The sequence below is a fragment of the Streptomyces sp. 3214.6 genome, assembly GCF_900129855.1.
In the GTDB taxonomy this organism is placed as follows: domain Bacteria; phylum Actinomycetota; class Actinomycetes; order Streptomycetales; family Streptomycetaceae; genus Streptomyces; species Streptomyces soliscabiei.
Map to the genome: position 1 here is coordinate 4607200 of NZ_LT670819.1, position 22315 is coordinate 4629514.

General features: G+C 71.2%; 23 protein-coding genes and 1 pseudogene. 8 read left to right on the forward strand and 16 right to left on the reverse strand.

The window, feature by feature from the left end; genetic code table 11:
* Positions 1 to 103 precede the first annotated feature (103 nt).
* Positions 104 to 1387 carry an adenylosuccinate synthase gene (locus B5557_RS20710; protein ID WP_079660874.1) on the reverse strand — a complete coding sequence of 428 codons (1284 nt, stop codon included), beginning with the start codon at positions 1385 to 1387 and terminating at the stop codon, positions 104 to 106.
* A 197-nt stretch (positions 1388 to 1584) separates the two neighbouring features.
* Here B5557_RS20710 and B5557_RS20715 point away from each other — a divergent pair, with 197 nt between their 5' ends.
* The gene (locus B5557_RS20715; protein ID WP_079660875.1) at positions 1585 to 2577 is read left to right on the forward strand and encodes a diacylglycerol kinase family protein; all 993 of its coding nucleotides are present in this window, start codon (positions 1585 to 1587) and stop codon (positions 2575 to 2577) included.
* Between the two features lie 115 nt (positions 2578 to 2692).
* Complete coding sequence (locus B5557_RS20720) at positions 2693 to 3109, forward strand: DUF6086 family protein (protein WP_079664902.1); 417 nt, start codon at positions 2693 to 2695, stop codon at positions 3107 to 3109.
* Between the two features lie 18 nt (positions 3110 to 3127).
* Here B5557_RS20720 and eutC read toward each other — a convergent pair whose 3' ends face one another.
* Complete coding sequence (gene eutC, locus B5557_RS20725; protein ID WP_079664903.1) at positions 3128 to 3892, reverse strand: ethanolamine ammonia-lyase subunit EutC; 765 nt, start codon at positions 3890 to 3892, stop codon at positions 3128 to 3130.
* A 29-nt stretch (positions 3893 to 3921) separates the two neighbouring features.
* Positions 3922 to 5316 (reverse strand): ethanolamine ammonia-lyase subunit EutB, encoded by a 1395-nt coding sequence (locus B5557_RS20730; RefSeq protein WP_079660876.1) that lies wholly within the window; start codon positions 5314 to 5316, stop codon positions 3922 to 3924.
* Positions 5317 to 5466: 150 nt separating this feature from the next.
* Here B5557_RS20730 and B5557_RS20735 point away from each other — a divergent pair, with 150 nt between their 5' ends.
* The gene (locus B5557_RS20735) at positions 5467 to 6975 is read left to right on the forward strand and encodes an APC family permease (protein ID WP_079660877.1); all 1509 of its coding nucleotides are present in this window, start codon (positions 5467 to 5469) and stop codon (positions 6973 to 6975) included.
* Between the two features lie 21 nt (positions 6976 to 6996).
* Here the strand turns inward: B5557_RS20735 and B5557_RS20740 are convergent, their stop codons facing one another.
* Complete coding sequence (locus B5557_RS20740) at positions 6997 to 7383, reverse strand: GbsR/MarR family transcriptional regulator (protein ID WP_079660878.1); 387 nt, start codon at positions 7381 to 7383, stop codon at positions 6997 to 6999.
* A gap of 4 nt (positions 7384 to 7387) precedes the next feature.
* Here B5557_RS20740 and B5557_RS20745 point away from each other — a divergent pair.
* Positions 7388 to 7798: pseudogene (locus B5557_RS20745) on the forward strand (ABC transporter permease); the annotation flags it as partial.
* Between the two features lie 62 nt (positions 7799 to 7860).
* Positions 7861 to 8097 (forward strand): hypothetical protein, encoded by a 237-nt coding sequence (locus tag B5557_RS20750; protein WP_079660879.1) that lies wholly within the window; start codon positions 7861 to 7863, stop codon positions 8095 to 8097.
* Here the strand turns inward: B5557_RS20750 and B5557_RS20755 are convergent.
* A complete protein-coding gene (locus B5557_RS20755) occupies positions 8081 to 9298 on the reverse strand; it encodes a cytochrome P450 (RefSeq protein ID WP_079660880.1) in 1218 nt (405 codons plus the stop codon). The genes B5557_RS20750 and B5557_RS20755 overlap by 17 nt on opposite strands.
* A 133-nt stretch (positions 9299 to 9431) precedes the next feature.
* A complete protein-coding gene (locus B5557_RS20760) occupies positions 9432 to 9875 on the reverse strand; it encodes a hypothetical protein (RefSeq protein WP_079660881.1) in 444 nt (147 codons plus the stop codon).
* Positions 9876 to 9917: 42 nt separating this feature from the next.
* Here B5557_RS20760 and B5557_RS20765 point away from each other — a divergent pair, with 42 nt between their 5' ends.
* Positions 9918 to 10019: a DUF397 domain-containing protein gene (locus B5557_RS20765; protein WP_079660882.1), complete on the forward strand. Its 102-nt coding sequence runs from the start codon at positions 9918 to 9920 to the stop codon at positions 10017 to 10019.
* Positions 10020 to 10025: 6 nt separating this feature from the next.
* On the opposite strand, the gene B5557_RS20770 is transcribed toward B5557_RS20765, so the two are convergent.
* Positions 10026 to 11399 (reverse strand): MFS transporter, encoded by a 1374-nt coding sequence (locus B5557_RS20770; protein WP_099936305.1) that lies wholly within the window; start codon positions 11397 to 11399, stop codon positions 10026 to 10028.
* Positions 11400 to 11556: 157 nt separating this feature from the next.
* On the opposite strand from B5557_RS20770, the gene B5557_RS20775 reads away from it, so the two are divergent.
* A complete protein-coding gene (locus B5557_RS20775) occupies positions 11557 to 12150 on the forward strand; it encodes a helix-turn-helix domain-containing protein (protein WP_079660884.1) in 594 nt (197 codons plus the stop codon).
* Between the two features lie 455 nt (positions 12151 to 12605).
* A complete protein-coding gene (locus B5557_RS20780) occupies positions 12606 to 12944 on the forward strand; it encodes a MerR family transcriptional regulator (RefSeq protein ID WP_079660885.1) in 339 nt (112 codons plus the stop codon).
* A 47-nt stretch (positions 12945 to 12991) separates the two neighbouring features.
* Here B5557_RS20780 and B5557_RS20785 read toward each other — a convergent pair whose 3' ends face one another.
* The 9 genes from B5557_RS20785 to pyrE form a co-directional block, all read right to left on the reverse strand.
* Complete coding sequence (locus tag B5557_RS20785) at positions 12992 to 13657, reverse strand: response regulator (protein WP_079660886.1); 666 nt, start codon at positions 13655 to 13657, stop codon at positions 12992 to 12994.
* Positions 13654 to 15039 (reverse strand): sensor histidine kinase, encoded by a 1386-nt coding sequence (locus tag B5557_RS20790; RefSeq protein WP_079660887.1) that lies wholly within the window; start codon positions 15037 to 15039, stop codon positions 13654 to 13656. Before B5557_RS20790 ends, B5557_RS20785 begins: the two co-directional genes overlap by 4 nt.
* Before the next feature lie 104 nt (positions 15040 to 15143).
* Positions 15144 to 16028, reverse strand: coding sequence for an alpha/beta hydrolase (locus tag B5557_RS20795; RefSeq protein ID WP_079660888.1), 885 nt, complete (start codon positions 16026 to 16028; stop codon positions 15144 to 15146).
* A 313-nt stretch (positions 16029 to 16341) separates the two neighbouring features.
* Complete coding sequence (kynU, locus tag B5557_RS20800; RefSeq protein WP_079660889.1) at positions 16342 to 17574, reverse strand: kynureninase; 1233 nt, start codon at positions 17572 to 17574, stop codon at positions 16342 to 16344.
* Positions 17567 to 18397 carry a tryptophan 2,3-dioxygenase family protein gene (locus B5557_RS20805; protein ID WP_079660890.1) on the reverse strand — a complete coding sequence of 277 codons (831 nt, stop codon included), beginning with the start codon at positions 18395 to 18397 and terminating at the stop codon, positions 17567 to 17569. The genes kynU and B5557_RS20805 overlap by 8 nt, the downstream gene beginning before the upstream one ends.
* 159 nt (positions 18398 to 18556) lie before the next feature.
* Entirely contained in the window at positions 18557 to 18970 is a 414-nt protein-coding gene (locus B5557_RS20810; RefSeq protein ID WP_079660891.1) for a DUF3151 domain-containing protein, read from the reverse strand.
* A 102-nt stretch (positions 18971 to 19072) separates the two neighbouring features.
* Positions 19073 to 20542 carry an MFS transporter gene (locus tag B5557_RS20815; RefSeq protein ID WP_079660892.1) on the reverse strand — a complete coding sequence of 490 codons (1470 nt, stop codon included), beginning with the start codon at positions 20540 to 20542 and terminating at the stop codon, positions 19073 to 19075.
* A gap of 64 nt (positions 20543 to 20606) precedes the next feature.
* Positions 20607 to 21638, reverse strand: a complete 1032-nt coding sequence (fbaA, locus tag B5557_RS20820; protein ID WP_079660893.1) for a class II fructose-bisphosphate aldolase — start codon at positions 21636 to 21638, stop codon at positions 20607 to 20609.
* Between the two features lie 117 nt (positions 21639 to 21755).
* Positions 21756 to 22310, reverse strand: a complete 555-nt coding sequence (gene pyrE / locus B5557_RS20825) for an orotate phosphoribosyltransferase (protein ID WP_079660894.1) — start codon at positions 22308 to 22310, stop codon at positions 21756 to 21758.
* Positions 22311 to 22315 lie beyond the last annotated feature (5 nt).

A 22315-nucleotide genomic window follows, 5' to 3' on the forward strand; every position in this document is an offset into this window, starting at 1 on the left:
CGTAGATGCTTGCCTTCCGCCAGTTACGGGCGTAACCGCGAACAGCCCATGGGCCGGTCAAGGATGTCCAAGACCGGCCCAAGTCGACGTTCCGTCAGGTGACTTACAGGAACGAGTTGATCTCGATCGTCTCGTCGCGGCCCGGGCCCACGCCGATCGCGGAGATCGGGGCGCCGGACATCTCCTCCAGCGCCTTCACATACGCCTGGGCGTTCTTCGGGAGGTCGGAGAACGACTTCGCCTTGGTGATGTCCTCGGACCAGCCGGGCAGGGTCTCGTAGACCGGCTTCGCGTGGTGGAAGTCGCTCTGGGAGTACGGGAGTTCCTCGACCCGCTTGCCGTCGATCTCGTACGCGACGCAGACCGGGATCTGCTCCCAGCCGGTGAGGACGTCGAGCTTCGTCAGGAAGAAGTCCGTCAGACCGTTGACGCGGGTCGCGTACCGCGCGATGACCGCGTCGAACCAGCCGCAGCGCCGGTCACGGCCGGTCGTCACGCCCCGCTCGCCACCGATGCGACGCAGCGCATCGCCGTCCTCGTCGAACAGCTCCGTCGGGAACGGGCCCGAGCCGACCCGGGTCGTGTACGCCTTCAGGATGCCGATGACCCTGCTGATCTTCGTCGGACCCACGCCCGCGCCCGTGCAGGCGCCGCCCGCGGTCGGGTTCGACGAGGTGACGAAGGGGTACGTGCCGTGGTCGATGTCGAGGAGCGTGCCCTGACCGCCCTCGAAGAGGACGACCTTGTTCTCCTCCAGCGCCTGGTTCAGGACCAGCACCGTGTCGGTGACGTAGGGCGCCAGCTTCCCGGCGTAGCCGAGCAGCTCCTCCACCACCTGGTCGACGGCGATCGCGCGCCGGTTGTACAGCTTGGTGAGCAGCTGGTTCTTGGCGTCGAGCGCGGCCTCCACCTTCTGGGTGAGGATCGACTCGTCGTAGAGGTCCTGGACGCGGATGCCGACCCGGTTGATCTTGTCGGCATAAGTCGGACCGATCCCGCGCCCGGTGGTGCCGATCTTGCGCTTTCCGAGGAAGCGTTCCGTCACCTTGTCGACAGTCACGTTGTAGGGCGTGATGATGTGCGCGTTGCCGCTGATCAGCAGCTTCGACGTGTCGACGCCGCGCTCGTTCAGACCGCTCAGCTCGGAGAGCAGTACCGAGGGGTCGACGACGACACCGTTACCGATGACCGGCGTACAGCCGGGGGACAGGATTCCGGAAGGGAGAAGGTGGAGTGCGTACTTCTGATCGCCCACGACGACCGTGTGGCCGGCGTTGTTGCCACCTTGGTAGCGCACTACGTAGTCCACCGAGCCACCGAGCAGGTCGGTGGCCTTTCCCTTGCCTTCGTCACCCCACTGAGCACCGAGCAGCACAAGTGCGGGCACGCGCGTACACCCCTTCCGGGTGGGGCATGTCCAAGGTCAGGGGCGTACGCGGCAGTTCGTTCCACCGCGTGCACCGCGACCGTCTTCGGTCGCCAGTTGTCGGACCCGGATGCCCCGGAATAGACGAAGCCCCTGGCGCAATAGCGCAAGGGGCTCTTGCACAAAGATGCTACCCGAGGAAGCGAGGCAGGACCGAGGTGGCGACTTCTCCGACGTCCGATCAGCTGCTGGTGATCATCGATCCGGTCGCCCGAAGCATGGACGGGGAGTCCGTCCGAATCGCGAAAGACGTGCTCAGCGCGGGTGCGGCGAGTACCAAGGTGTGCCTGCCCGAGGATCCGGAGGAATTCGCCCGGGTGCTGTCCCGGCGGGGCTCACGGCGGCCGGTGGTCGTCGGCGACGACCGTGCGCTGAACCGCGCGGTGGCCCTGCTGCACCGGCAGCGGGCGCTGGCCGAATGTGTGCTGTCGGTGGTGCCCGTGGGCGCCTCGCTGAGCATCGCGCACGCCCTCGGGGTGCCCACGGGGGCCGTGGCGGCGGCCCGGGCCGCCCTGGACGGCGCCGAACGGCGGCTGGACGTGCTCGTGGACGACAGCGACGGGGTGGTGCTGGGCGCGCTCAGGATCCCACCGATACCACTCGCCCCACGCGACTCACGGGACGCCCGGGACACCCGGGACGAGCTGGAGGCGTCCGACGGGACTGACCGGACCGACCGGACCGACTGGACCGACTGGACTCACGGGACCGATGGGGCGGCCCGGGCCGGCCGGGCGGAGGGCGCGGACGGGGCGGAGAGGCTCGTGCACGGCGGGCGGCACTGGCTGCGCACGTACCAGTCGCTCGTCCGCACCCTGGTGCCGTCGCGGCCCTCCTGCCTCTCCCCCGCCCCCGCCCCGCCCGGACCGGCCCGGCTGCGCATCGAGGTCGACGGCGTGACGCTGGTCGACCTCGACCAGCCGGTGGCGGCGGTCTCGGTGGCCCCGGGTCCCGCGGGCACGGCCGTCGTGACGGTACGGCCCCTGTCCCTGGGCGCGGAGGCGGCCCCCCTGGAGGCCAGGGGACGCACGGTGACCGTCTCGGGCGCGGACTTCCGCTACCGGGCGGACACGGCCGTCGCGGGGCCGGTACGGCGGCGGACGTGGACCGTGCGGGAGGGCGCGCTGGGGCTGATGCTGCCGGGCCGGTGACCGGGAAAATCCGGAGCGTCCGGCCGACGGACCTGGTTACGCTGCGCATCCGTTGACATGAACGCGCACGCGCTGCGGAGGCCGTGGACGCGCGCGCGGGCGAATGGGGGCCGCGATGAGCCAGTACTACGAGGTGGACGGCGAGTCGGTGTGGAACCCGGCGACGAAGGCCTCCGAACTGTTCCTGGCGCATGTGCGCGTCTACGAGGAGTGGGTCGGCGTGCCATCGGGGTTCGGGCCGATGTGGAACGACGAGTGTCAGATCGACGTGCCGGTCTTCGAGGCGTTCGTGAACGCCGTGCTCGACCGGCACAACCGGACCAGCCACGCGATCATCAACGCCCTGTCCGACGGGTTCCTCGCCACGGTGCTGGCGCTCGCCGCGCGGATCGGCCTGGACATCCGCCTGCCGGAGCCGCCCGCCACGCTCGACGGGTTCATGGCCGTGCAGGTGCCGCTCTCCTCGGACCCCGACCGCCCGGCCCGACTGCGCGCCCAGGTCTTGGAGCTGCAGCGCGCCATGCCCCGCTGAGTCCGCACGCGGCGCCGGCTACTCCGGCAGCCCCTGCGTACCGAGGTTCTCGTCCTTCAGGTCCACCCCGCTGCGGCCCAGCTCACGAGCCCCCCGCAGCAGCGCGGCCAGCTTCGCCGCCGCCGTCTCGTAGGTCAGGCCCAGCGGGGGCCGGATGTTGGAGAGGCAGTTGCGGTCGGCGTCCGTCGTGACGCCGGGCCGGGGCCGGTACGTCAGATACGCGCCCAGCGAGTCCGCCGCCGACATGCCGGGGCGTTCGCCGACGAGGACCACCACGGCGACGGCGCCCATGGCGTGCGCGACGTCGTCGCCGAGAGCCACCCGGGCCTGTTCCGCGAGGACGACGGGCGCCACCCGGGTGGGGTGCGGCAGCAACGCGGCCGTCGCCCGGACCAGCGCCGCCGCGTGCTCGTGCACCGCCCGGCTGGAGAGCCCGTCGGCGACCACGAAGACGACGTCCCACCCGTCCGTGGGCAGATGGGCCCGGTCGACGGGGTGCAGACGGCGGCCCAGATCGGGGCGCTGGAGGTAGGTGAGGCGGTCGGGGGCAGCGCTGCGGACCCGGATCACCGGCGTGCCGGTCAGCTCCGCCGCCACCGCGTCCGGGTCGAACGGCGAGTGCACCGCGTCCCGGGCGGCCGCGTGCGCGGCCTGGAGCTCCAGCCGGTGCCGGGTGGGCAGGGCACTGCCGGCCCGGCCCAGCCCGATGCGGGCCTGGGTGCGGCGGCGCAGGGCGGTCCACAACTCGCCGTCCGCTGTGGATACTTGAGCAGCCGGTGCCATCTGATCCACCTGAGTCGCCTGGCTGTTCGTCATGCCGCGAGCTCCCGTCCGATCGCCGTCAGCGGATGCGCCGTGCCGGACACCTCGCGGATGCCGCCGCGCTCGTCCAGCAGCCCGATCGACGCAAGCCACGTCTCGAACTCCGGCGCCGGGCGCAGCCCCAGCACCTCCCGCAGGTACAGCGCGTCGTGGTAGGAGGCCGACTGGTAGTTGAGCATGATGTCGTCGCCGCCCGGGGTGCAGATCACGAAGGACGCCCCGGCCACGCCGAGCATCGTCAGCATCGTGGCGATGTCGTCGTCATCGGCGTCGGCGTGGTTGGTGTAGCAGATGTCCAGGCCCATGGGCAGGCCGAGGAGCTTGCCGCAGAAGTGGTCCTCCAGGGCGGCGCGCAGGATCTGCCGGCCGTCGTAGAGGTACTCCGGGCCGATGAAGCCGACGACCGTGTTCACCAGCAGGGGGTCGTAGCGGCGGGCGACCGCGTACGCCCGCGCCTCGACCGTCTGCTGGTCCACTCCGTGATGCGCGTCGGCGGAGAGGGCGCTGCCCTGGCCCGTCTCGAAGTACATGACGTTCTGCCCGACCGTTCCGCGCCCCAGCCCCCGCGCCGCTTCGTGCGCCTCGTCGAGCAGCCCGAGGGTCACCCCGAAGGAGGCGTTCGCGGCCTGGGTGCCCGCGACGGACTGGAAGACGAGGTCGACGGGGGCGCCCTGCTCCATGAGGCGGACGCTCGTGGTCACGTGGCAGAGCACGCAGGACTGGGTGGGGATCGCGTACCGGCCGATCACCTCGTCGAGCAGCTCCAGCAGGTCGCGTACGGCCCTGGGGCTGTCGGTGGCCGGGTTGATGCCGATCACCGCGTCGCCGGAGCCGAGGAGGAGGCCGTCGAGCAGGGCGGCCGCGACCCCCGCCGGATCGTCGGTGGGGTGGTTGGGCTGCAGCCGGGTGGCCAGGCGGCCGGGCAGGCCGATGGTCGACCGGAAGGCCGTGACCACCCGCACCTTCCTGGCCACGGCGACCAGGTCCGCGTTGCCCATGAGCTTGGAGACGGCCGCGACCATCTCCGGGGTGAGCCCGGGCGCCAGCGCGGCCAGCGTCACCGCGTCCGCCGCCTGAGACAGCAGCCACTCCCGCAGCTCCCCGACGGTCATGGCGGCGACCGGCGCGAAGGCGGCCGGGTCGTGGGTGTCGAGGATGAGGCGGGTGACGTCGTCGTCCTCGTAGGGGATGAGGGGTTCGGTCAGGAAGTCGGCCAGCGGCACCTCCGCCAGCGCCCAGCGTGCCGCGACCCGTTGCCGGGCGCTGTCCGCCGCGAGGCCGGCCAGGCGGTCGCCGGAGCGTTCGGGGCTCGCGGCGGCGAGCAGCCGGGCGAGCGAGTCGAAGCGGTGCCGCTCGCCGCCGAGGGTGGAGGTGTGCACGGTCATGGCGGCGACGGTACGAGCCACGTGTTGCCGCCAGATTTCTAAAGGTCTGGTTGACAAGCATTTAACGTACCGACACCCTTGACCGACTCATTCGGGCTACAGAGTTCCGGTCCAGCACACCAGCGGACGACCAGGAGAGGGGCCACCCCGATGACAGTGGACCAGGGAGTCGCCTCGGCGGCCGGCACAGGCGAAGAAGGCACCGTTCACCGGCTCAAACCCAATGCCATCGGTTTGCTCGGCGTGGTCTTCATGGCCGTTGCGACGGCGGCGCCGATCACCGCGATGACCGGCAACGTGCCCTTCATGGTGTCGTCGGGCAACGGCATCGGGGCCCCGGCGAGCTATCTCGTCGCAATGGTCGTCCTGGCAATCTTTTCCGTCGGCTTCACATCGATGGCAAAGCACATCACCTCGACGGGCGCCTTCTACGGCTTCATCTCCTACGGCCTCGGCCGCTCGGTCGGCCTCGCCTCGGGCCTGCTCGCGACCTTCGCGTACGTCGTGTTCGAGCCGGCGCTGATCGGCATCTTCTCGTCCTTCGCGACCACGACCCTGAAGGACCAGACGGGGCTCGACATCCCGTGGTGGGCGTTCGCGCTGCTGATGCTCGCGATCAACGCGACGGGCACCTGGTTCGGCGTCTCCGTCGCCGAGAAGCTGCTCGTCGTCCTGCTGGCCACCGAGGTGACGGTCCTCGCCGCGATGGCCGTCTCGGTCGCCCTGCACGGCGGCGGCCCGGACGGCTTCAGCCTCGACCCGGTCAACCCGGCCAACGCCTTCAAGGGGACGAGCGCCGGGCTCGGGCTCTTCTTCGCCTTCTGGTCGTGGGTCGGCTTCGAGTCGACGGCGATGTACGGCGAGGAGTCCCGCAACCCGAAGAAGATCATCCCCAAGGCCACGATGATCTCGGTCCTGGGCGTCGGCGTCTTCTACGTGTTCGTCTCCTGGATGGCCATCTCGGGCACCGGCCAGTCGCAGGCCGTGAAGGTCGCCACCGCCGACCCGCTGGGCCTCTTCTTCAACCCCACCGAGCGCTACGTCGGCCACTGGGCGGTCGACGTCATGCAGTGGCTGATGATCACCGGCTCGCTGGCCTGCGGCATGGCCTTCCACAACTGCGCCGCCCGCTACATGTACGCGCTCGGCCGCGAGGGCGTCCTGCCGTCCCTGAAGAACACCATCGGCCGCACCCACGCCCGGCACGGCTCCCCGCACATCGCGGGCCTGGTCCAGACGGTCGTCTCGGCCGTCCTGATCGGCGCGTTCTGGGCGGCGGGCAAGGACCCGTACACCGGGACGTACGTCCTGCTCGCGATCCTCGGCACGATGGCGATCCTCGTCGTCCAGGCGGTGTGCTCGTTCGCGGTGCTGGTCTACTTCCGCTCGCACCACCCCGAGAGCCGGCACTGGTTCCGGACCTTCACCGCCCCGCTCCTCGGCGGTGTCGCGATGCTCGCCGTGGTCGCGCTGCTGGTGTCCAACATGGGCGTGGCGGCGGGCCCGGAGTCGGGCTCGCTGGTGCTGAAGGCGACGCCGTGGCTCGTCGCGCTGATCGCGGTGGCGGGCGTGGGCTGCGCCCAGTACCTCAAGAAGCGCTCCCCGGAGAGGTACCTGCTGCTGGGGCGGACGGTGCTGGAGGAGACGAAGGAGCGCTGACCCGGCCGCCGAGTGCCCGGCTCACCGACCGAAGGTCTGGTCGCGGTGCACCCGCCACCGTTCCATCAGCGCGGTGAGCTCGCCCTCCAGGTAATCGAAGAAGGCGAGCGTCTCGGCGATCCGCCGGCCGCCCGGAGTCGCGGCGCCGAGGCTGTCGACACCCTCGCGCAGGGTCTGCCCCCACCGCTTGAGGATGGCATCCCGACTGGTCAGCGCCTCGTACCACTGATCGCTGTGTACCCGGTAGCGCTCACGCCGCGAGCCGGGTTCACGCTCCCGCGAGACCATGTGCACCTGCGCGAGGTAGCGCACCGCCCCGGAGACGGCGGCCGGGCTGACCTGGAGCTGTTCGCCGAGTTCGGCGGAGGTCAGGGTGCCGGAGTCGGACGCGAGCAGCGCGGCGAACACCCGGGCGGCCGGTCACCTGCTGGTCGCCTTCGGCGGCGCGGCCCTGATCATGCTCCTGGCGGGCCTGGGCTTCGCGGCGGGCTACGGCAAGGAGGCCCTCCCGATCCTGGCCGCCTGTCTGATCCAAATCCCGGCGATCTGGCTGGTGGGAGGCCTGACGGTCCTGCTGTACGGCACGGCCCCGCGGCTGGCGCCGGCGGCGTGGGCCGTGGCGGGCGCGATCCTTCTCATCGGCTGGATCGGCCCGGCGCTGGACGCCCCCCGGGCGGTGCTGGACCTGTCCCCCTTCGGCCACCTGCCGAAGCTGCCGGGCGGAGCGATGGAGTGGACGCCGGTGGCGGTGCTCCTGGGCGTGGCGGCGCTGCTGACGGTCGCGGGCCTGGCGGGACTGCGCCGCCGGGACATGACGACGTGACGACGCGACGGAGCCGGGGGCAGGCGGAACCTTGTGGTGGCCCGCGTGCGTCCGTCCAGGGCATGGGACAACGTACGGGGTCCGCCGCCGGGTGCCTCGCCATGGCGCTCGGGTGGGGCGCGGGGCTCACGGTGTGGGCCGTGGACGTCCGCGCCCGCTTCTGGCGGTTCGAGCAGGCCCCCGACTGGAAGGTCCTCTACGCCGAACTGCCGCTGGCGCTGCTGGGCGGGACGGCCGCCGGCCTGGCTCTGTGGGCCGTGCTCAGCCGTCTGCTCGGCCGCGTCAGAGGGTCACGCTGAGCCCCTCCAGCCCTCGGATCACGAAGTTCGGCTTGCGTCGCGGCTCGGCGGCGAGGGACAGGGTCGGGGCGCGTTCCAGCAGTGCCGTCATCGACGCGGCCAGCTCGATGCGGGCCAGCGGTGCGCCGATGCAGTAGTGGATGCCCGCGCTGAAGGAGATGTGCGGGTTGTCCGCGCGGGTCAGATCGAGCCGCTCCGGGTCGGCGAACACGGCCGGGTCGTGGTTGGCGGACCCGAACAGCATGGCGATCTCGGCGCCCCGGGGCACGACGGTCCCGTCGATCTCGATGTCGTCCAGCACCCACCGCTCGAAGAGCTGCAGCGGGGTGTCGTATCGCATCAGCTCCTCGACGGCGGACGGCACGAGCGAGTGATCGGCACGCAGCGCGGCCAACTGCTCCGGGTTCCGGAACAGCGCCCACCACCCGTTGACGGTGGCGTTGACGGTCGCCTCGTGCCCGGCGTTCAGCAGCAGCACGGCGGTCGAGATCATCTCCTGCTCGGTGAGCCGGTCGCCCTCGTCGTGGGCGGCGATGAGCCCGGAGATCAGATCGTCGCCGGGCTCCTTGCGCCGGGCGGCGATCAGCTCCCGCAGATACTCGGAGAACTCGACGGAGGCGCGCACAGCCCGCGCCGCGGTCTCCTGCGACGGGTGGAGCTCGTACATCCCGCAGATGTCGGCCGACCAGGGCCGCAGCGGCCCTCGGTCCGACTCCGGAATCCCCAGCATCTCCGCGATCACGGCGACGGGCAGCGGCTCGGCGACGTCGCTCAGCAGATCGCCCCCGCCCGCCTCCACCAGCCGGTCCACCAGCTCCCCGGCCAGCCGCCGCACATACGGCTTCAGCTGCTCCACGGTGCGCGGCGTGAACGCCTTCGACACCAGCCGCCGGATCCGCGTGTGGTCCGGCGGCTCCAGGTCGAGCATCCCGTGGTCGTTGAGCGTGTGGAACGGCTCCTGCTCGGGGGGCGGCGCGGTCCGCCCGAAGTCCTCGTGCGTGAACCGGTGCTGATACGTCCGCCCCAGCCGCCGCTCCCGCAACAACGCCGACACATCCGCGTGCCGAGACACCAGCCACTGGTCGGTCGGCTCGTAGTAGATCACCCGCCCCCGCCCCCGAAGCTCGGCATACGCCGGATACGGATCCGCCACGAACGCCGGATCCCACGGATCGAAGGAAAGGTCCTCAACTACAGCCATGACCGGACGCTAGCCCGTGCCCGGGGGTGCTGACCAGGGGGGTCTCGGTGAGCGGCGCTCAGCTGCGTACGCCGGACGATCGCGAACCTCTCCCGGCCAGGCGCCCTCGTAGCCATCGGGTCAGGCCGCCCCGTCAGGACTTGGTGGTGGTCCAGGCGCTGCAGGAGCTGTCGATGACGTGCTTGTTGTGCCACTCGCCTGCGCAGACCCGGAGCTCCAGGATGTAGCCCTCGTGGAGGTCCTTGTTCTGGTAGCGATACGTCTGGAAGCCGGCGGTGTTCCAGATGGTTCCCTGCCGAATGGTCGCCTGGGTCTGGGGGTAGACGCTGCGCCAGGCGACGAGGGTCGCGTGCCCGTCCTTCTTCTCGTCGACGATCTCGAACCAGTCCCCGACCTCGCGGAAGCAGCCCTTGCCGACGGAGTTGTTGGCGCACGCCATGGCGGACGGAACACTCCCGTCATACGGCGTGGGATCGGCCTCGTCGATCTCGAAGTTGACGGCCGACGCGTTGCCGATCGTGAGCAGGGTCGCGGCGGCGATGCCACCAAGGACAGTGGCTATTCGTGCTGTACGCAAGGCAGTTGCTCCAGGAGAGACGTTCGTGTCGAGACCCGGTGAGTGTACGGACGGGTCCGCGCCGTCCGCGACAGCAAGCAGCACGACGGCCCCCTCCTCGCCGTCTCCCGTGAGGGCTGGCGCGCCTTCATCCAGCAGTTCTGAACAGCGTCACGCGGGGGCCGTGACGGCCTGCGCCGGTCGTGACACGTGGGCGACGACGAAGAGCAGTGCGCCGCAGGCAGCGACCAGGATCCAGCCCGGGCGGGACGCGTGTGCGAGTTCCGTCGGGCTGGTGGCCGTGACCAGGCCGCCGGCGAGAGCGATGCCGAGGGCGGAGCCGAGTTGCCGTGCGGTGGAGGTGATCGCACCGGCCACGCCGGCCCGGGCGAGCGGCAGTCCATTGACCGCCGTGTTGGTGATCGGGGCGTTGGCGAAGCCGAACCCGATGCCGATGAGCGCGTACGCGGCCAGCAGCAGGAGCACGCTCGTGTGCGGGGTGAGCCCGACCATGCAGAGCCCGCCGGCCGTGATGAACCCGCCGGCGAGGAGCAGCGGCAGCCGTGGTCCCGTGCGGCCGACCATGCGGCCCGACCAGGGCGCGCAGACGCTCGCTCCGACGGCCAGGGGCAGGGTCGCCACGCCGGCGGCCAGCGGCGTCCATTCCCGGGTGTGCTGCAGGTAGAGGGTGTTCAGCAGCAGTGTCACGTTCAGGGCGACGAAGACCGCGACCGCGCCCACGACGGCGCCTGTGAAGACCGGTCGCCCGAAGAGCCGTAGATCCATCAGCGGCTCACGTCGGCGGGACTCGGCCCACACGAACCCGGCAGTCGCCACGGCGGCCCCCGCGTATCCCGCCAGCGCCGCAGGCGACGTCCAGCCGATGCGCGGTCCTTCGATCAGGACGCCGACCACGACGGCGAGGACCATCGTCAGCAGGACCTGGCCGGGCAGGTCGAGCGGCCGGGCCCGCGGTGCCCGGGACTCCGGCACGAACACCGCACTGAGCAGCAGAGCGGCCGCGACGACGGGTGCGTTGATCCAGAACAGCGCCCGCCAGTCGAGCCCTGCGAGCAGCGCGCCGCCGGTGACAGGTCCGGCGGCCATGCTCAGTCCGAACACCGACGCCCAGACGCCGATCGCCTGCGCCCGTTCCTTCGGGTCCGGCATCGCGTTCACCACGATCGCCAGCGCCACGGGGCTGAGCATCGAGGCGCCGACGCCCTGCACGGCGCGGGCCGCGATGAGCACGCCCGCCGACGGGGCGAGCGCGCAGAGCAGTGAGGCCGCGCCGAACACGGCCAGCCCGCACTGGAACACCCGGCGGCGTCCGAAGCGATCCGCCAGTGCGCCGGAGGAGATCAGACAACTGGCCAGGACGAGGGTGTAGGCGTCCACGATCCATTCGAGGCCGCGCGTGTCGACGTCCAGGCCGCGCCCGATGGCCGGCAGGCCCACATTGACGACGGTGGTGTCCAGGCCCACCAGGAACATGCTCAGGCAGCAGACGGCCAGCACCGTCCAGCGTCTGCGCGCACTCAGCACGGGTTGAGCGGGTTGAACGGGTTGAACAGGGTGTGTCGTCGCGGTCTCGGTCTCGGTCACGGTCTACCTCTGACGTCCGGGAACAATGGCCCGGCAAGACTCGGCTCGGACGACGGCCGCGGCCCATCAATTTTGCGAACACTGCAAAACTTGATCCATGAACACAGGATCCGGGGACGCGGAGCTGGAACAGATCCTCGACGGCATCGGGCCCCGGTTGCGCAGGCTGCGCCGGGAACGGGGACTCACGCTCGAGGCGCTCGCGGCCACGACCGGGATCTCGGTCAGCACACTGTCCCGGGTGGAATCGGGCCGTCGACGCCCCACTCTGGACCTGCTCATCCCGCTGGCCCGGGCACACCGCGTCGCACTCGACCAGCTGGTGGCGGCGCCGGCCAGCGGTGACCCCCGGGTACACCTGCGGCCCCTGCACAAGGAGCGCGGAAGCGTCCTGGTGCCCCTGACGCAGTACCCGGGCCGCGTACAGGTCTTCAAGCAGGTACTGGCGCCCCGCCGGCCGGAACTGGTCACCCACGAGGGCTACGAATGGCTCTACGTCCTCGCCGGCCGGCTACGCCTCATCCTCGGGGCGCGGGACTTCACGCTGCGGCCCGGCGAAGTGGCCGAGTTCGACACCGCCGAGCCCCACTGGTTCGGCCCGGCGGACACGAACGCCGTGGAGATCCTGCACCTGTTCGGCCCACGAGGAGACCAGGCCGTCGTCCGCGCCGGCCCGTCCACAACACCCTGACCCGTCGCGTGCTTCGTGTCTCGGGCGGAGAAAATCTGTCGTGGCAACAGTAGACATCGACATGTCGCGGGGTTACTGTTTTTTCGTACCCAGGAAGTCGAAGTGGGCACGGCAGACATGAACTGCCGTGCAAGCAGGTCAAGCAGGACGCGGCCCCTGAGGGTCGTAAGCAGTACCCGCGGTATCCAGCAGTACAAGCGAGTCACCGAACGAAAAGGAGCAGACGCCATCAGGATCGCCCGGGCGAGGGAGTAGTCCGCCCGGGTACCGCAGGCCCCGGATTGGAAGGTGGTCCCCGGTCACGCATCAGCGATCCCCGCAGCCCCGCCCACCCGGGCGGAACCTGCGGACATAGAAGGCCGGCGCAGTAGGCCGGTAGATGGTGTTGAAAGCTCGGGGCCCGGGTGCCAGTACGGCACCCGGGCCCCCCGACGCGTCCCTGAAAGAAGAGGTCTATGCCCGCTGCCAGTACCCGTCCCGCCGACAATCTCGACGACGACGACTACCCCGCCTACACCATGGGCCGGGCCGCCGCGATGCTCGGCACCACCCCCGCCTTCCTCCGCACCCTCGGCGAACACCGCCTGATCACCCCCCTGCGCTCCGAAGGCGGCCACCGCCGTTACTCCCGTTACCAGCTGCGCATCGCCGCCCGTGCCCGCGAACTCGTCGACCAGGGCACCCCCATCGAGGCCGCCTGCCGCATCATCATCCTCGAAGACCAGCTCGAAGAAGCCCAGCGCATCAACGATCAACTGCGCAACCGAGGCCCCGAGTCCGAAGCCTCAGCCTGATCAGGACGCCGGAAGCGCCGCATCCCCGACCGCACAGGCCAATATGCCTAGCCGGGCGTCACCAACCGTGCCTCGTACGCGAACACCGCGGCCTGGGTGCGGTCCCGTAGGCCCAGTTTCACCAGGATTCTGCTCACATGGGTCTTGATGGTCGACTCCGCCACCACCAGCCGGCCGGCTATCTCCAGGTTCGACAGACCCTGGGCGATCAGGACCAGCACCTCCGTCTCCCGCTCGGTCAGATCGCCGTACGCCGCCTGGGCGGTCGGGGACAGCCGCGGGGAGCCGGAGAGCTTCGAGAACTCCGTGATCAGGCGCCTGGTGACGGAGGGCGCCAGGAGGGCTTCGCCCGCCGCCACCACCCGTACCCCGTCGGCCAGTTGACGGGCCGAGGCGTCCTTCAGGAGGAAGCCCGACGCCCCCGCGCGGAGCGCCTGGTAGACGTACTCGTCCAGGTCGAAGGTGGTCAGGACCAGAACCTTCGCCGATCCGTCCGCCGCCACGATCTCGCGCGTCGCCTCGATGCCGTTCAGCTCGGGCATACGGATGTCCATCAGAACCACGTCGGGAGTCAGTTCGCGGACCCGCTCCACCGCCTCCCGGCCGTTGACGGCCTCGCCGACCACCTCGATGTCCGGCATCGCGTTCAGCAGGACCGAGAAGCCCTCGCGCACCATCATCTGGTCGTCCGCTATCAGTACGCGGATCGTCATGCTCCACCCTCGTCAGGAGAAGAATCGGAAGAAGCGGAAGCCGCGGAAGCCATCGGGACCGGCAGGAACACCGTCACCTCGTAGCCCCCCTCCGGTGTCGGTTCCGCCGTCATCTCACCGTTCAGCATCGTGACCCGCTCGCGCATGCCCGTGATGCCGTGGCCTGCTCCGGGAGACGGCTTGATCAGGGACGGGTTGGGCGGGGGGCCGTTCACCACGCGCAGGCCCAGGCCGCCCAGGACGTACCCCACCTCCACGCGGGCGCTCGCCCCGGGCGCGTGGCGCAGCGTGTTGCTCAGCGCCTCCTGCACGATGCGGTACGCCGACAGCTCCACACCCTGCGGCAGTTCGCGCACCGCGCCCGTGATCCCCTTCTCCACGTCCAGACCGGCCTCCCGCACGTTGGCGAGCAGCGCGTCCAGCTCGGCGAGGGTGGGCTGCGGGGCGTCGGGGACCTCGTAGTCCTCGGCGCGGACCACGCCCAGCACCCGGCGCAGCTCCGTGAGCGCCGCCACCGCGTTCTCCCGGATGGTGGAGAAGGCCTTCTCCAGCTCCGGTGGCGGATTCTCCACCCGGTAGGGCGCGGCCTCCGCCTGGATCGCGACCACCGACATGTGGTGCGCGACCACGTCGTGCAGCTCGCGGGCGATCGTGGTGCGCTCCTCCAGCAGGGTGCGCCGGGAACGCTCGTGCGCGGTCACCGTCTGCTGGGCCGTCACCTCCTGCTCGGCCTGCCGGCGGATGTGCCAGACGGTGACGGCGAGCAGGATGATCGCGGAGAACACCAGCATCGGCGCGACGTTCGTCTCGTAGTGGCCCGAGCTGAAAGCGGTCTCGGCGACAAGGCCGTACAGCCCCGTCAGCAGCCACATCCACGCCGTTGTGCGCGGGCGGGTGCGTATCGCCACGACCGTCAGGACCAGCAGGTGGGAGAGGAAACTTCCGGGCAGCCACGGCCAGTTGCCGTAGGTCGTGCCGACCAGGGCCACCGCCGTCGTCGACGCGAGGGACAGCCAGAACGCGCCGACCGGCCGCACCAGCGTCATCAACACCGGCGCCAGGGCGAGCAGGCCGATCACGGTGCCGAACAGGCCCCCGCCGTCGTCCGTGTAGCCGATCAGCATCGCCAGCACACCGCCCGCGCCGACGATCCCGTGCCGGGACCAGACCGCGTACTCCCCCCTGCGGCCCTTCGCGATGCGTGCGAGGACGCCCGTGGGCTCGCGGCGGGGCAGCGGGCGGTAGGCGAAGGCGTCGTGGAACAGGTCCTGGCGCATGCCGCGCAGGGCGTCCACGGCCGCCCGGAACTCCGGACTGCGCGGCCGGTAGGCCTCGAACGGGTCGTCCGGGTGCGTGGTGTGCGTCTGCGTCGTGTCGGTCACCTGCAAAACGGTAGGCGCAGCGCGGGGTCCACGTCGTCACCAGTGAGAGGGGTTCCAGCGGATCCGTCTCAAGTACTACGGGTACTCCCCTCCCCTTCCGGACCTCACCACGCCAGTTGCGCGATCTCCTCCGCCACCACCGCGCACGCGTCCGCCGCCGGGTCGATGAGCGGGAAGTGGCCGACGTCCTCCAGGAGGGTCAGGCCCACCACCTCGCCCGCCTTCGCCGCCGCGTCCGCGTACGCCTCGGCGACCGCCTGCGGCACGACCAGGTCGGTGCGGCCCTGGACCAGCGTCGTCGCGATCCCGGTCGGCAGCAGGAGGGCGGGGTCGGCGTACGGTCGGCGCTCGTCGAACTGCTCCTCGCCGCCGAGGAGTTGACGGGCGGCGCCGCCGCAGACGTCCAGTTTCTCGGCGACCGTGAAGTCGGCGATCGGGGCGAGTGCGACGACGCCCCGCAGCGGAGCGGGGCCGCCGGTGCGCCACGGGGCGTCGGCGGGCAGCACATGCCGGGCCGCCGCCCACAGGGCGAGGTGTCCGCCCGCCGAGTGGCCGGTGAGCACGGTGCGGCGGGCGTCGGCCTGCGGCAGGGCCTCCCCGACGAGGGCGGGGAGCGCGTCGAGGGCGGCGGCGATGTCGTCGAAGGTGTCGGGCCAGCGCCCCGCGATCGGGGATGTCCCCTGCGGGGCCGGGCTCTCGGCGCCGCGCCGGTACTCCACGTTGGCCACGGCGAACCCCCGTCGGGCCAGGAAGTCCGCGAACGGGGTGACGTGCCGCCGGTCGTACGGTGCGCGCCAGGCCCCGCCGTGCAGTACGACGACGAGCGGGACGGAACCGCCCGGTCCGCTCTCCACGCGCGGGGCGTAGAAGTCGATCACCTGGTCGGGGTGGTCGCCGTACGACCTGGTGACGTCGGGGTCGACGGGCGGATGCGCGAAGGCCGACTCCTCCTCAGCGGCGGCCCGGGCTGCGACAACGTCGTCCGGCATGCTCCAACCTCTCAGCGACGAAACGGATTTGGACGGCACGGATAGTGGACCAGGGGAGAATTCGGCCGCTGGCCGGGACGGTATCAGGCCCGTGACGTGCGCGGACACGCGGATGTCACGCTCGGTGAGAGGTAAACGGTTCTGCTGGTGTCACCCCTGTGGGCTGCCCGCCAGGGATGCCGATCTCCTGGGCGTACCCCCAAGTACGCCCAGGAGAGCCGGTCGGCTCAATCAGCCGCATCGGTGATCGGTCGGATCCACGATCAACGGGATCCACGACCAGCCGGATCCGGCCGACCAGCCAGCTCTTTCATCAGCCGGACCGGCGCAGTTCCTCGCCCAGGATCCGCGCCGCCCGTTCCACGTCCGCGAAGCCGACGTACAGCGGGGTGAAGCCGAAGCGGAGGACGTCCGGGCGGCGGAAGTCGCCGACGACCCCGCGCGCCATGAGCCGCCGCATGACGTCGCCGGCGTGGTCGCAGCGCAGCGCCACCTGGCTGCCCCGCTCCTCGTGACGCACCGGAGTCAGCGACTCGACCTGCCCGTCGGGGACGTACGCGGCGACGCACTCCAGGAAGAAGTCCGTAAGGGCCAACGACTTCGCCCGCACCGTCTCGATCGACACGCCCTCCCAGACGTCGAGGGCCGCCTCCAGGGCGAGCATCGACAGGATGTCCGGGGTGCCGACGCGCCCGCGCAGCGCGCCCCGGGCCGGCTCGTACGTCTCCCGCATGCCGAAGGGTTCGGCGTGCGAGTTCCAGCCGGGCAGCGGCGAGTCGAAACGGTCCTGGAGTTCGCGTCGGACGTACAGGTACGCCGGCGAACCCGGGCCGCCGTTCAGGTACTTGTAGGTGCAGCCCACCGCGAGGTCCACGCCGTGCTCGTCGAGGCCCACCGGCAGGGCGCCCGCGCTGTGGCACAGGTCCCAGACGGCGATCGCGCCCGCCGCGTGCACGGCGGCGGTGAGCGACGGCAGGTCGTGCAGGCGTCCGGTGCGGTAGTCGACGTGGTTGAGCAGGACGGCGGCCGTGCGCTCCGACAGCGCGGCCGGCACCTCGCCCGGTGCCACCGGGATCAGTGTGCGGCCGGTCAGACGGGCCGCGGACTCGGCTATGTAGCCGTCGGTGGGGAAGGTCGTCGCGTCGACGAGAATCTCGTCCCGGGCATCCCCGGCGTCGTCCGCGAGGCGTACCGCGCCCACAAGTGCCTTGAAGACGTTGACACTTGTCGAGTCGCCGACCACGATCTGCCCGGCCGCCGCGCCCACCAGCGGGGCGATCCGGTCGCCGATCCGCTCGGGCGCCGTCCACCAGCCGCTCTCGTCCCAGGAGCGGATGCGCAACTCGCCCCACTGGCGGCGGACGACGTCCTCGACGCGGCCGGGGACGGCGGCGGGCAGCGCGCCCAGCGAGTTGCCGTCCAGATAGACGCCCGCGGCGCCGTCGGCGTGATCGGACCCGGTGTCGAGGACGAACCGTGCGCGCAGGTCCGCGAGTTCGTCGCCCTCGTCCAACTCCTTTGCCTCGAAGGCGAGTCGGTCAGACATGGGACCTCGCCGTCCACAGCTCCGGGAACACGTTCTTCTGGGCGCGCTTCTCCAGCCAGGCCACGCCGGCCGAGCCGCCGGTGCCCGCCTTCGCCCCCATCGCGCGGCGGGTGGCGACGAGGTGGTCGTTGCGCCAGCGCCACACCAGCTCGGCGACGTCCGTCAACGCCTCGCCGAGGCGGGCGACCTCGTCGCTCTCGTCGCCCGAGTAGACGGTCGTCCACACCGCTTCGACGTCCGGGGAGGGCTCGTAGCGCTGCGAGACGTCCCGCTCCAGGACGGAGGAGGGGATCGGGTGGCCGCGGCGGGCCAGCAGCCGCAGCACCTCGTCGTACAGGCCCGGCTCGTGCAGCGCCTTCTCCAGCTCCGCGTGGACGCGGGGTGCGCCGCGGTGCGGGACCAGCATGGACGCGGACTTCTCGCCGAGCAGGAACTCCATGCGGCGGTACATCGCCGACTGGAAGCCGGAGCCCTCGCCGAGCGCGGAGCGGTAGGCGTTGAACTGGGCCGGGGTCAGCTGTGCGAGCGGCTTCCAGGAGGCGTTCAGCGCCTCCAGCTCGCGGACGGAACGCTTCAGCGCGGCGATCGCCGTCGGCACGTCGTCCGAGCGCAGGGCGCCGGCCGCCGTCTCCCACTCATGGACGATGACCGTGAACCACAGCTCCATCACCTGGGTCGTGACCAGGAAGACCATCTCTCCGGGATCGTCGGAGAGGGTGTGCTGGAGGTGGGTGAGCACGTCCGCCTTGACGTAGTCCTCGTACGGCGTCGTACCTGCGAAGTCGAGATGCGGGGTCTCGGGCTCAGAGGCCTCGTGGGACATCGCTGTCTCCTGTATTGCTCCGGGTAGCGGTCCGCACCTGCCGTCTTCGACAGAACGCCCCGGTCCCCGCGGCAAATCTTCTTCGATGGCCCCGCGAAAACGCAAGGTCCGCCTGAGCTGATCAGACGGACCTCACACCCGGCCGGGCAGCCGCGGGGGTCAGCCCAGCGTCTGGGCCGCCGTCGCCGAGGAGTCCTTCAGGAACTGCGTGCAGCGCTCGTACTCCTCCTGCTCGCCGATGGATCCGGCGGCGCGGGCGAGGGCGTGCAGGGCACGCAGGAAGCCACGGTTCGCCTCGTGCTCCCAGGGCACCGGTCCGTGGCCCTTCCAGCCGCTCCGCCGCAGACTGTCCAGGCCGCGGTGGTACCCCGTACGGGCGTACGCGTAGGACTCCACCACGCTGCCCCGCTCGAACGCGTCGTCGGCGAGCTGGGCCCAGGCCAGCGAGGACGTCGGGTACTTCGCGGCGACGTCGGCGGGCGCCGTGCCGTTCGCGAGGAGCTCGCGCGGCTCCGGGTCGTCGGGGAGGTGGGTCGGGGGCGGGCCCCCGAGGAGGTTCTCGTGAATGGACATGCGTCCAGTGTGCCCCCAGCCGCCGGACGGACCGAACCCGAACCGGCGCTCACGAGACACACCGCCGTACCACCCGCGTGACCACCTGCGTGACCACCCGCGTCAGCCGAGCCTCGGTTTCGCCCGCTCCCCCTCCAGCGGCGGGGCCAGCACGCTGCCGTGCGTCCTGCACTCGGGCCTGCGGCAGTCCGGCGGCAGCCGCCGTACGGTCGCGAAGGCCACCACCGCGCCCAGCGCCAGCACGCCCGCGCACAGCATCATCGCCCGACGGAACGCGTCGTCGAAGGCGTCCGCCGAGCGGTACGCCTCCTGTCCCATCCCGGTGAGCAGCGGCAACGCCGCCACCGCGATCAGGCCCGCCGCCCGCGCCGCCGCGTTGTTGATGCCGCTGGCCAGGCCCGCCCGCGCGACGTCCACGGAGGCCAGGACGGTCGCCGTCAGCGGCGCCACCAGGGACACCATGCCGAGGCCGAGGACCAGGACGGCCGGCAGGACGTCGGGGACATAGGAGGCGTCCGGCCCCACCCGCAGCATCAGCAGCATCCCCGCCGCGCACAGCAGCGGGCCGACGGTGAGCGGGATGCGCGGTCCGATGCGGACGGCCAGTTCACCGGAGCGGGCGGACAGCAGCAGCATCAGCACCGTCGTCGGCAGCAGTGCCGTGCCCGCGCCGAGGGCCGACCAGCCGACCACCACCTGCAACTGGACCGCGGAGAGGAAGAAGAACCCGCCGAACGCCGCGTACACACACAGGGTGACCAGGTTGACGGCCGTGAACTGGCGGGACGCGAAGATGTCGGGCGGAAGCATCGGGTCCGGCTGGCGCCGCTCCACCGCCACGAAGGCGGCCCCGGTCGCCACGCCCGCGACCGCCGCCGCCACGACCACCTCCAGCGGTCCGCTCCCGGCCTCGATCAGGGCGTACGTGACGAGGGCCAGCGCCAGCGCGCCCAGGACGGCGCCCAGGACGTCGAAGCGGCCGTGTTTACGGCCGTCCCCGGACTCGGGCACGTGCCGCAGCGCCACCGGCACGCACACCAGCGCCAGCGGCACGTTCAGCAGGAACACCCACCGCCAGCCCGGGCCGTCCACCAGCCAGCCGCCCAGGAACGGCCCGACGGCCGCCCCGATGCCCCCGAACCCCGACCACAGGCCGACCGCCCGCCCCCGGTCGTCGCGGTGGAAGGAGGCCTGGATGATCGCGAGGGAGCCCGGCGTGAGGAGCGCGCCCCCGACGCCTTGCAGGGCACGGGCGGCGACCAGCACCCCGGCGTTCGCGGCGAGCCCGCACAGCAGCGAGGCGGCGGCGAACCACACCACCCCGACCAGGAAGACCTTCCGCCGCCCGTACCGGTCCCCGAGAGAACCGCCGAGCAGGATCAGCCCGGCCAGCGTGAGCAGATAGGCGTTGACCGTCCACTGCAGGGCGGCGAGGTCGGCGTCCAGGTCGCGGCCGATGCGCGGCAGGGCGACGTTGACGACGGTCGAGTCCAGCAGGGCCATGCTGGAGCCGAGCACGGTGGTGAACAGGATCCACTTGCCCTGGGGGGAGGCCAGCCGGACATCGGGCATGTCCTCAGGTATACAGCGAGCCCGGCGTCGTGGGCAGACGCCGGGCTCGGTGCACCGTACAGACTTACTTGATCTTCTGGCCCGCCGAGCGCAGGTTCTGCGTGGCCTCGAGGACACGCGCGGCCATGCCCGCCTCGGCCAGCTTGCCCCAGGTCCGCGGGTCGTAGGTCTTCTTGGAGCCGACCTCGCCGTCGACCTTCAGGACGCCGTCGTAGTTGCGGAACATGTGGTCGGCGACGGGACGCGTGAAGGCGTACTGCGTGTCCGTGTCGATGTTCATCTTGACGACGCCGTTCTCCAGCGCGGTCGCGATCTCCTCCGGGGTGGAGCCGGAACCGCCGTGGAAGACGAAGTCGAACGGCTGGGAGCCGGCCGGCTTGCCGTACTTCGCGGCGATGCCCTCGTTCAGCTCCTTGAGCAGGTCGGGGCGGAGCACGACGTTGCCCGGCTTGTACACGCCGTGCACGTTGCCGAAGGACGCGGCGAGCAGGTAGCGGCCCTTGTCGCCCAGGCCGAGCGCCTCCACGGTGCGCACGGCGTCGTCGACCGTCGTGTACAGGGAGTCGTTGATCTCGTGCGAGACGCCGTCCTCCTCGCCGCCGGTCGGGGTGATCTCCACCTCGAGGATGATCTTCGCGGCGGCGGTGCGGGCCAGCAGTTCCTGCGCGACGGAGAGGTTGTCGGCGAGGGTCTCCGCCGAGCCGTCCCACATGTGCGACTGGAACAGCGGGTTGCGGCCGGCCTTGACGCGCTCCTCGGAGATCGCGAGCAGCGGCCGCACGAACCCGTCGAGCTTGTCCTTCGGGCAGTGGTCCGTGTGCAGCGCGACGGTGACCGGGTACTTCTCGGCGACGATGTGCGCGAACTCGGCGAGGGCCAGGGCGCCCGTCACCATGTCCTTGCTGTACTGGCCGCCCGCGAACTCGGCGCCACCCGTCGTGATCTGGATGATGCCGTCGCTCTCCGCCTCGGCGAAGCCGCGCAGCGCCGCGTGCAGGGTCTGGGACGAGGTCACGTTGATGGCCGGGTAGGCGAACTTGCCTGCCTTCGCCCGGTCGAGCATCTCGTTGTAGACCTCGGGGGTTGCGATGGGCATTCGTCCGCTCCTTGGGTGTGCGGGTTGCGTGCTGTGAACTGGGTGCTTACGGCCCTGACCTAGACCTGGGATGCGACGTCATCGTCGTCCCCATCTTTCCAGACATGCCGGGGCAGGTCAGTCGAGGCCCAGGTCGTCCTTGGAGAACGCGAACAGGTAGGGCACCCCCGCGCCCTCGCGGATCTTCTCGTCGGCGCCGGTCGCCCGGTCCACGATGGTCGCGACGGCCACCACCTCGGCGCCCGCCTCGCGCACGGCCTCCACGGCGGCGAGCGGCGAACCGCCGGTGGTGGAGGTGTCCTCCACCACGAGCACGCGCCGGCCCGCGATGTCCGGGCCCTCGACGCGCCGCTGCAGTCCGTGCGCCTTCGCCGCCTTGCGCACGACGAAGGCGTCCAGCCTGCGGCCCCGCGCGGCGGCCGCGTGCAGCATGGCGCCGGCCACCGGGTCGGCGCCCATCGTCAGACCGCCCACCGCGTCGAAGTCGAGTTCGGCGGTCAGGTCGAGCAGCACCTGCCCGACCAGCGGCGCGGCCTCCCCGTCGAGGGTGACGCGTCGCAGGTCGACGTAGTAGTCGGCCTCCAGACCCGACGACAGGGTCACTTTGCCGTGTACCACGGCCTTGTCCTTGATCTGCTGCAGCAGCGCGCCGCGTACATCCACGTCCGTCATGCCCC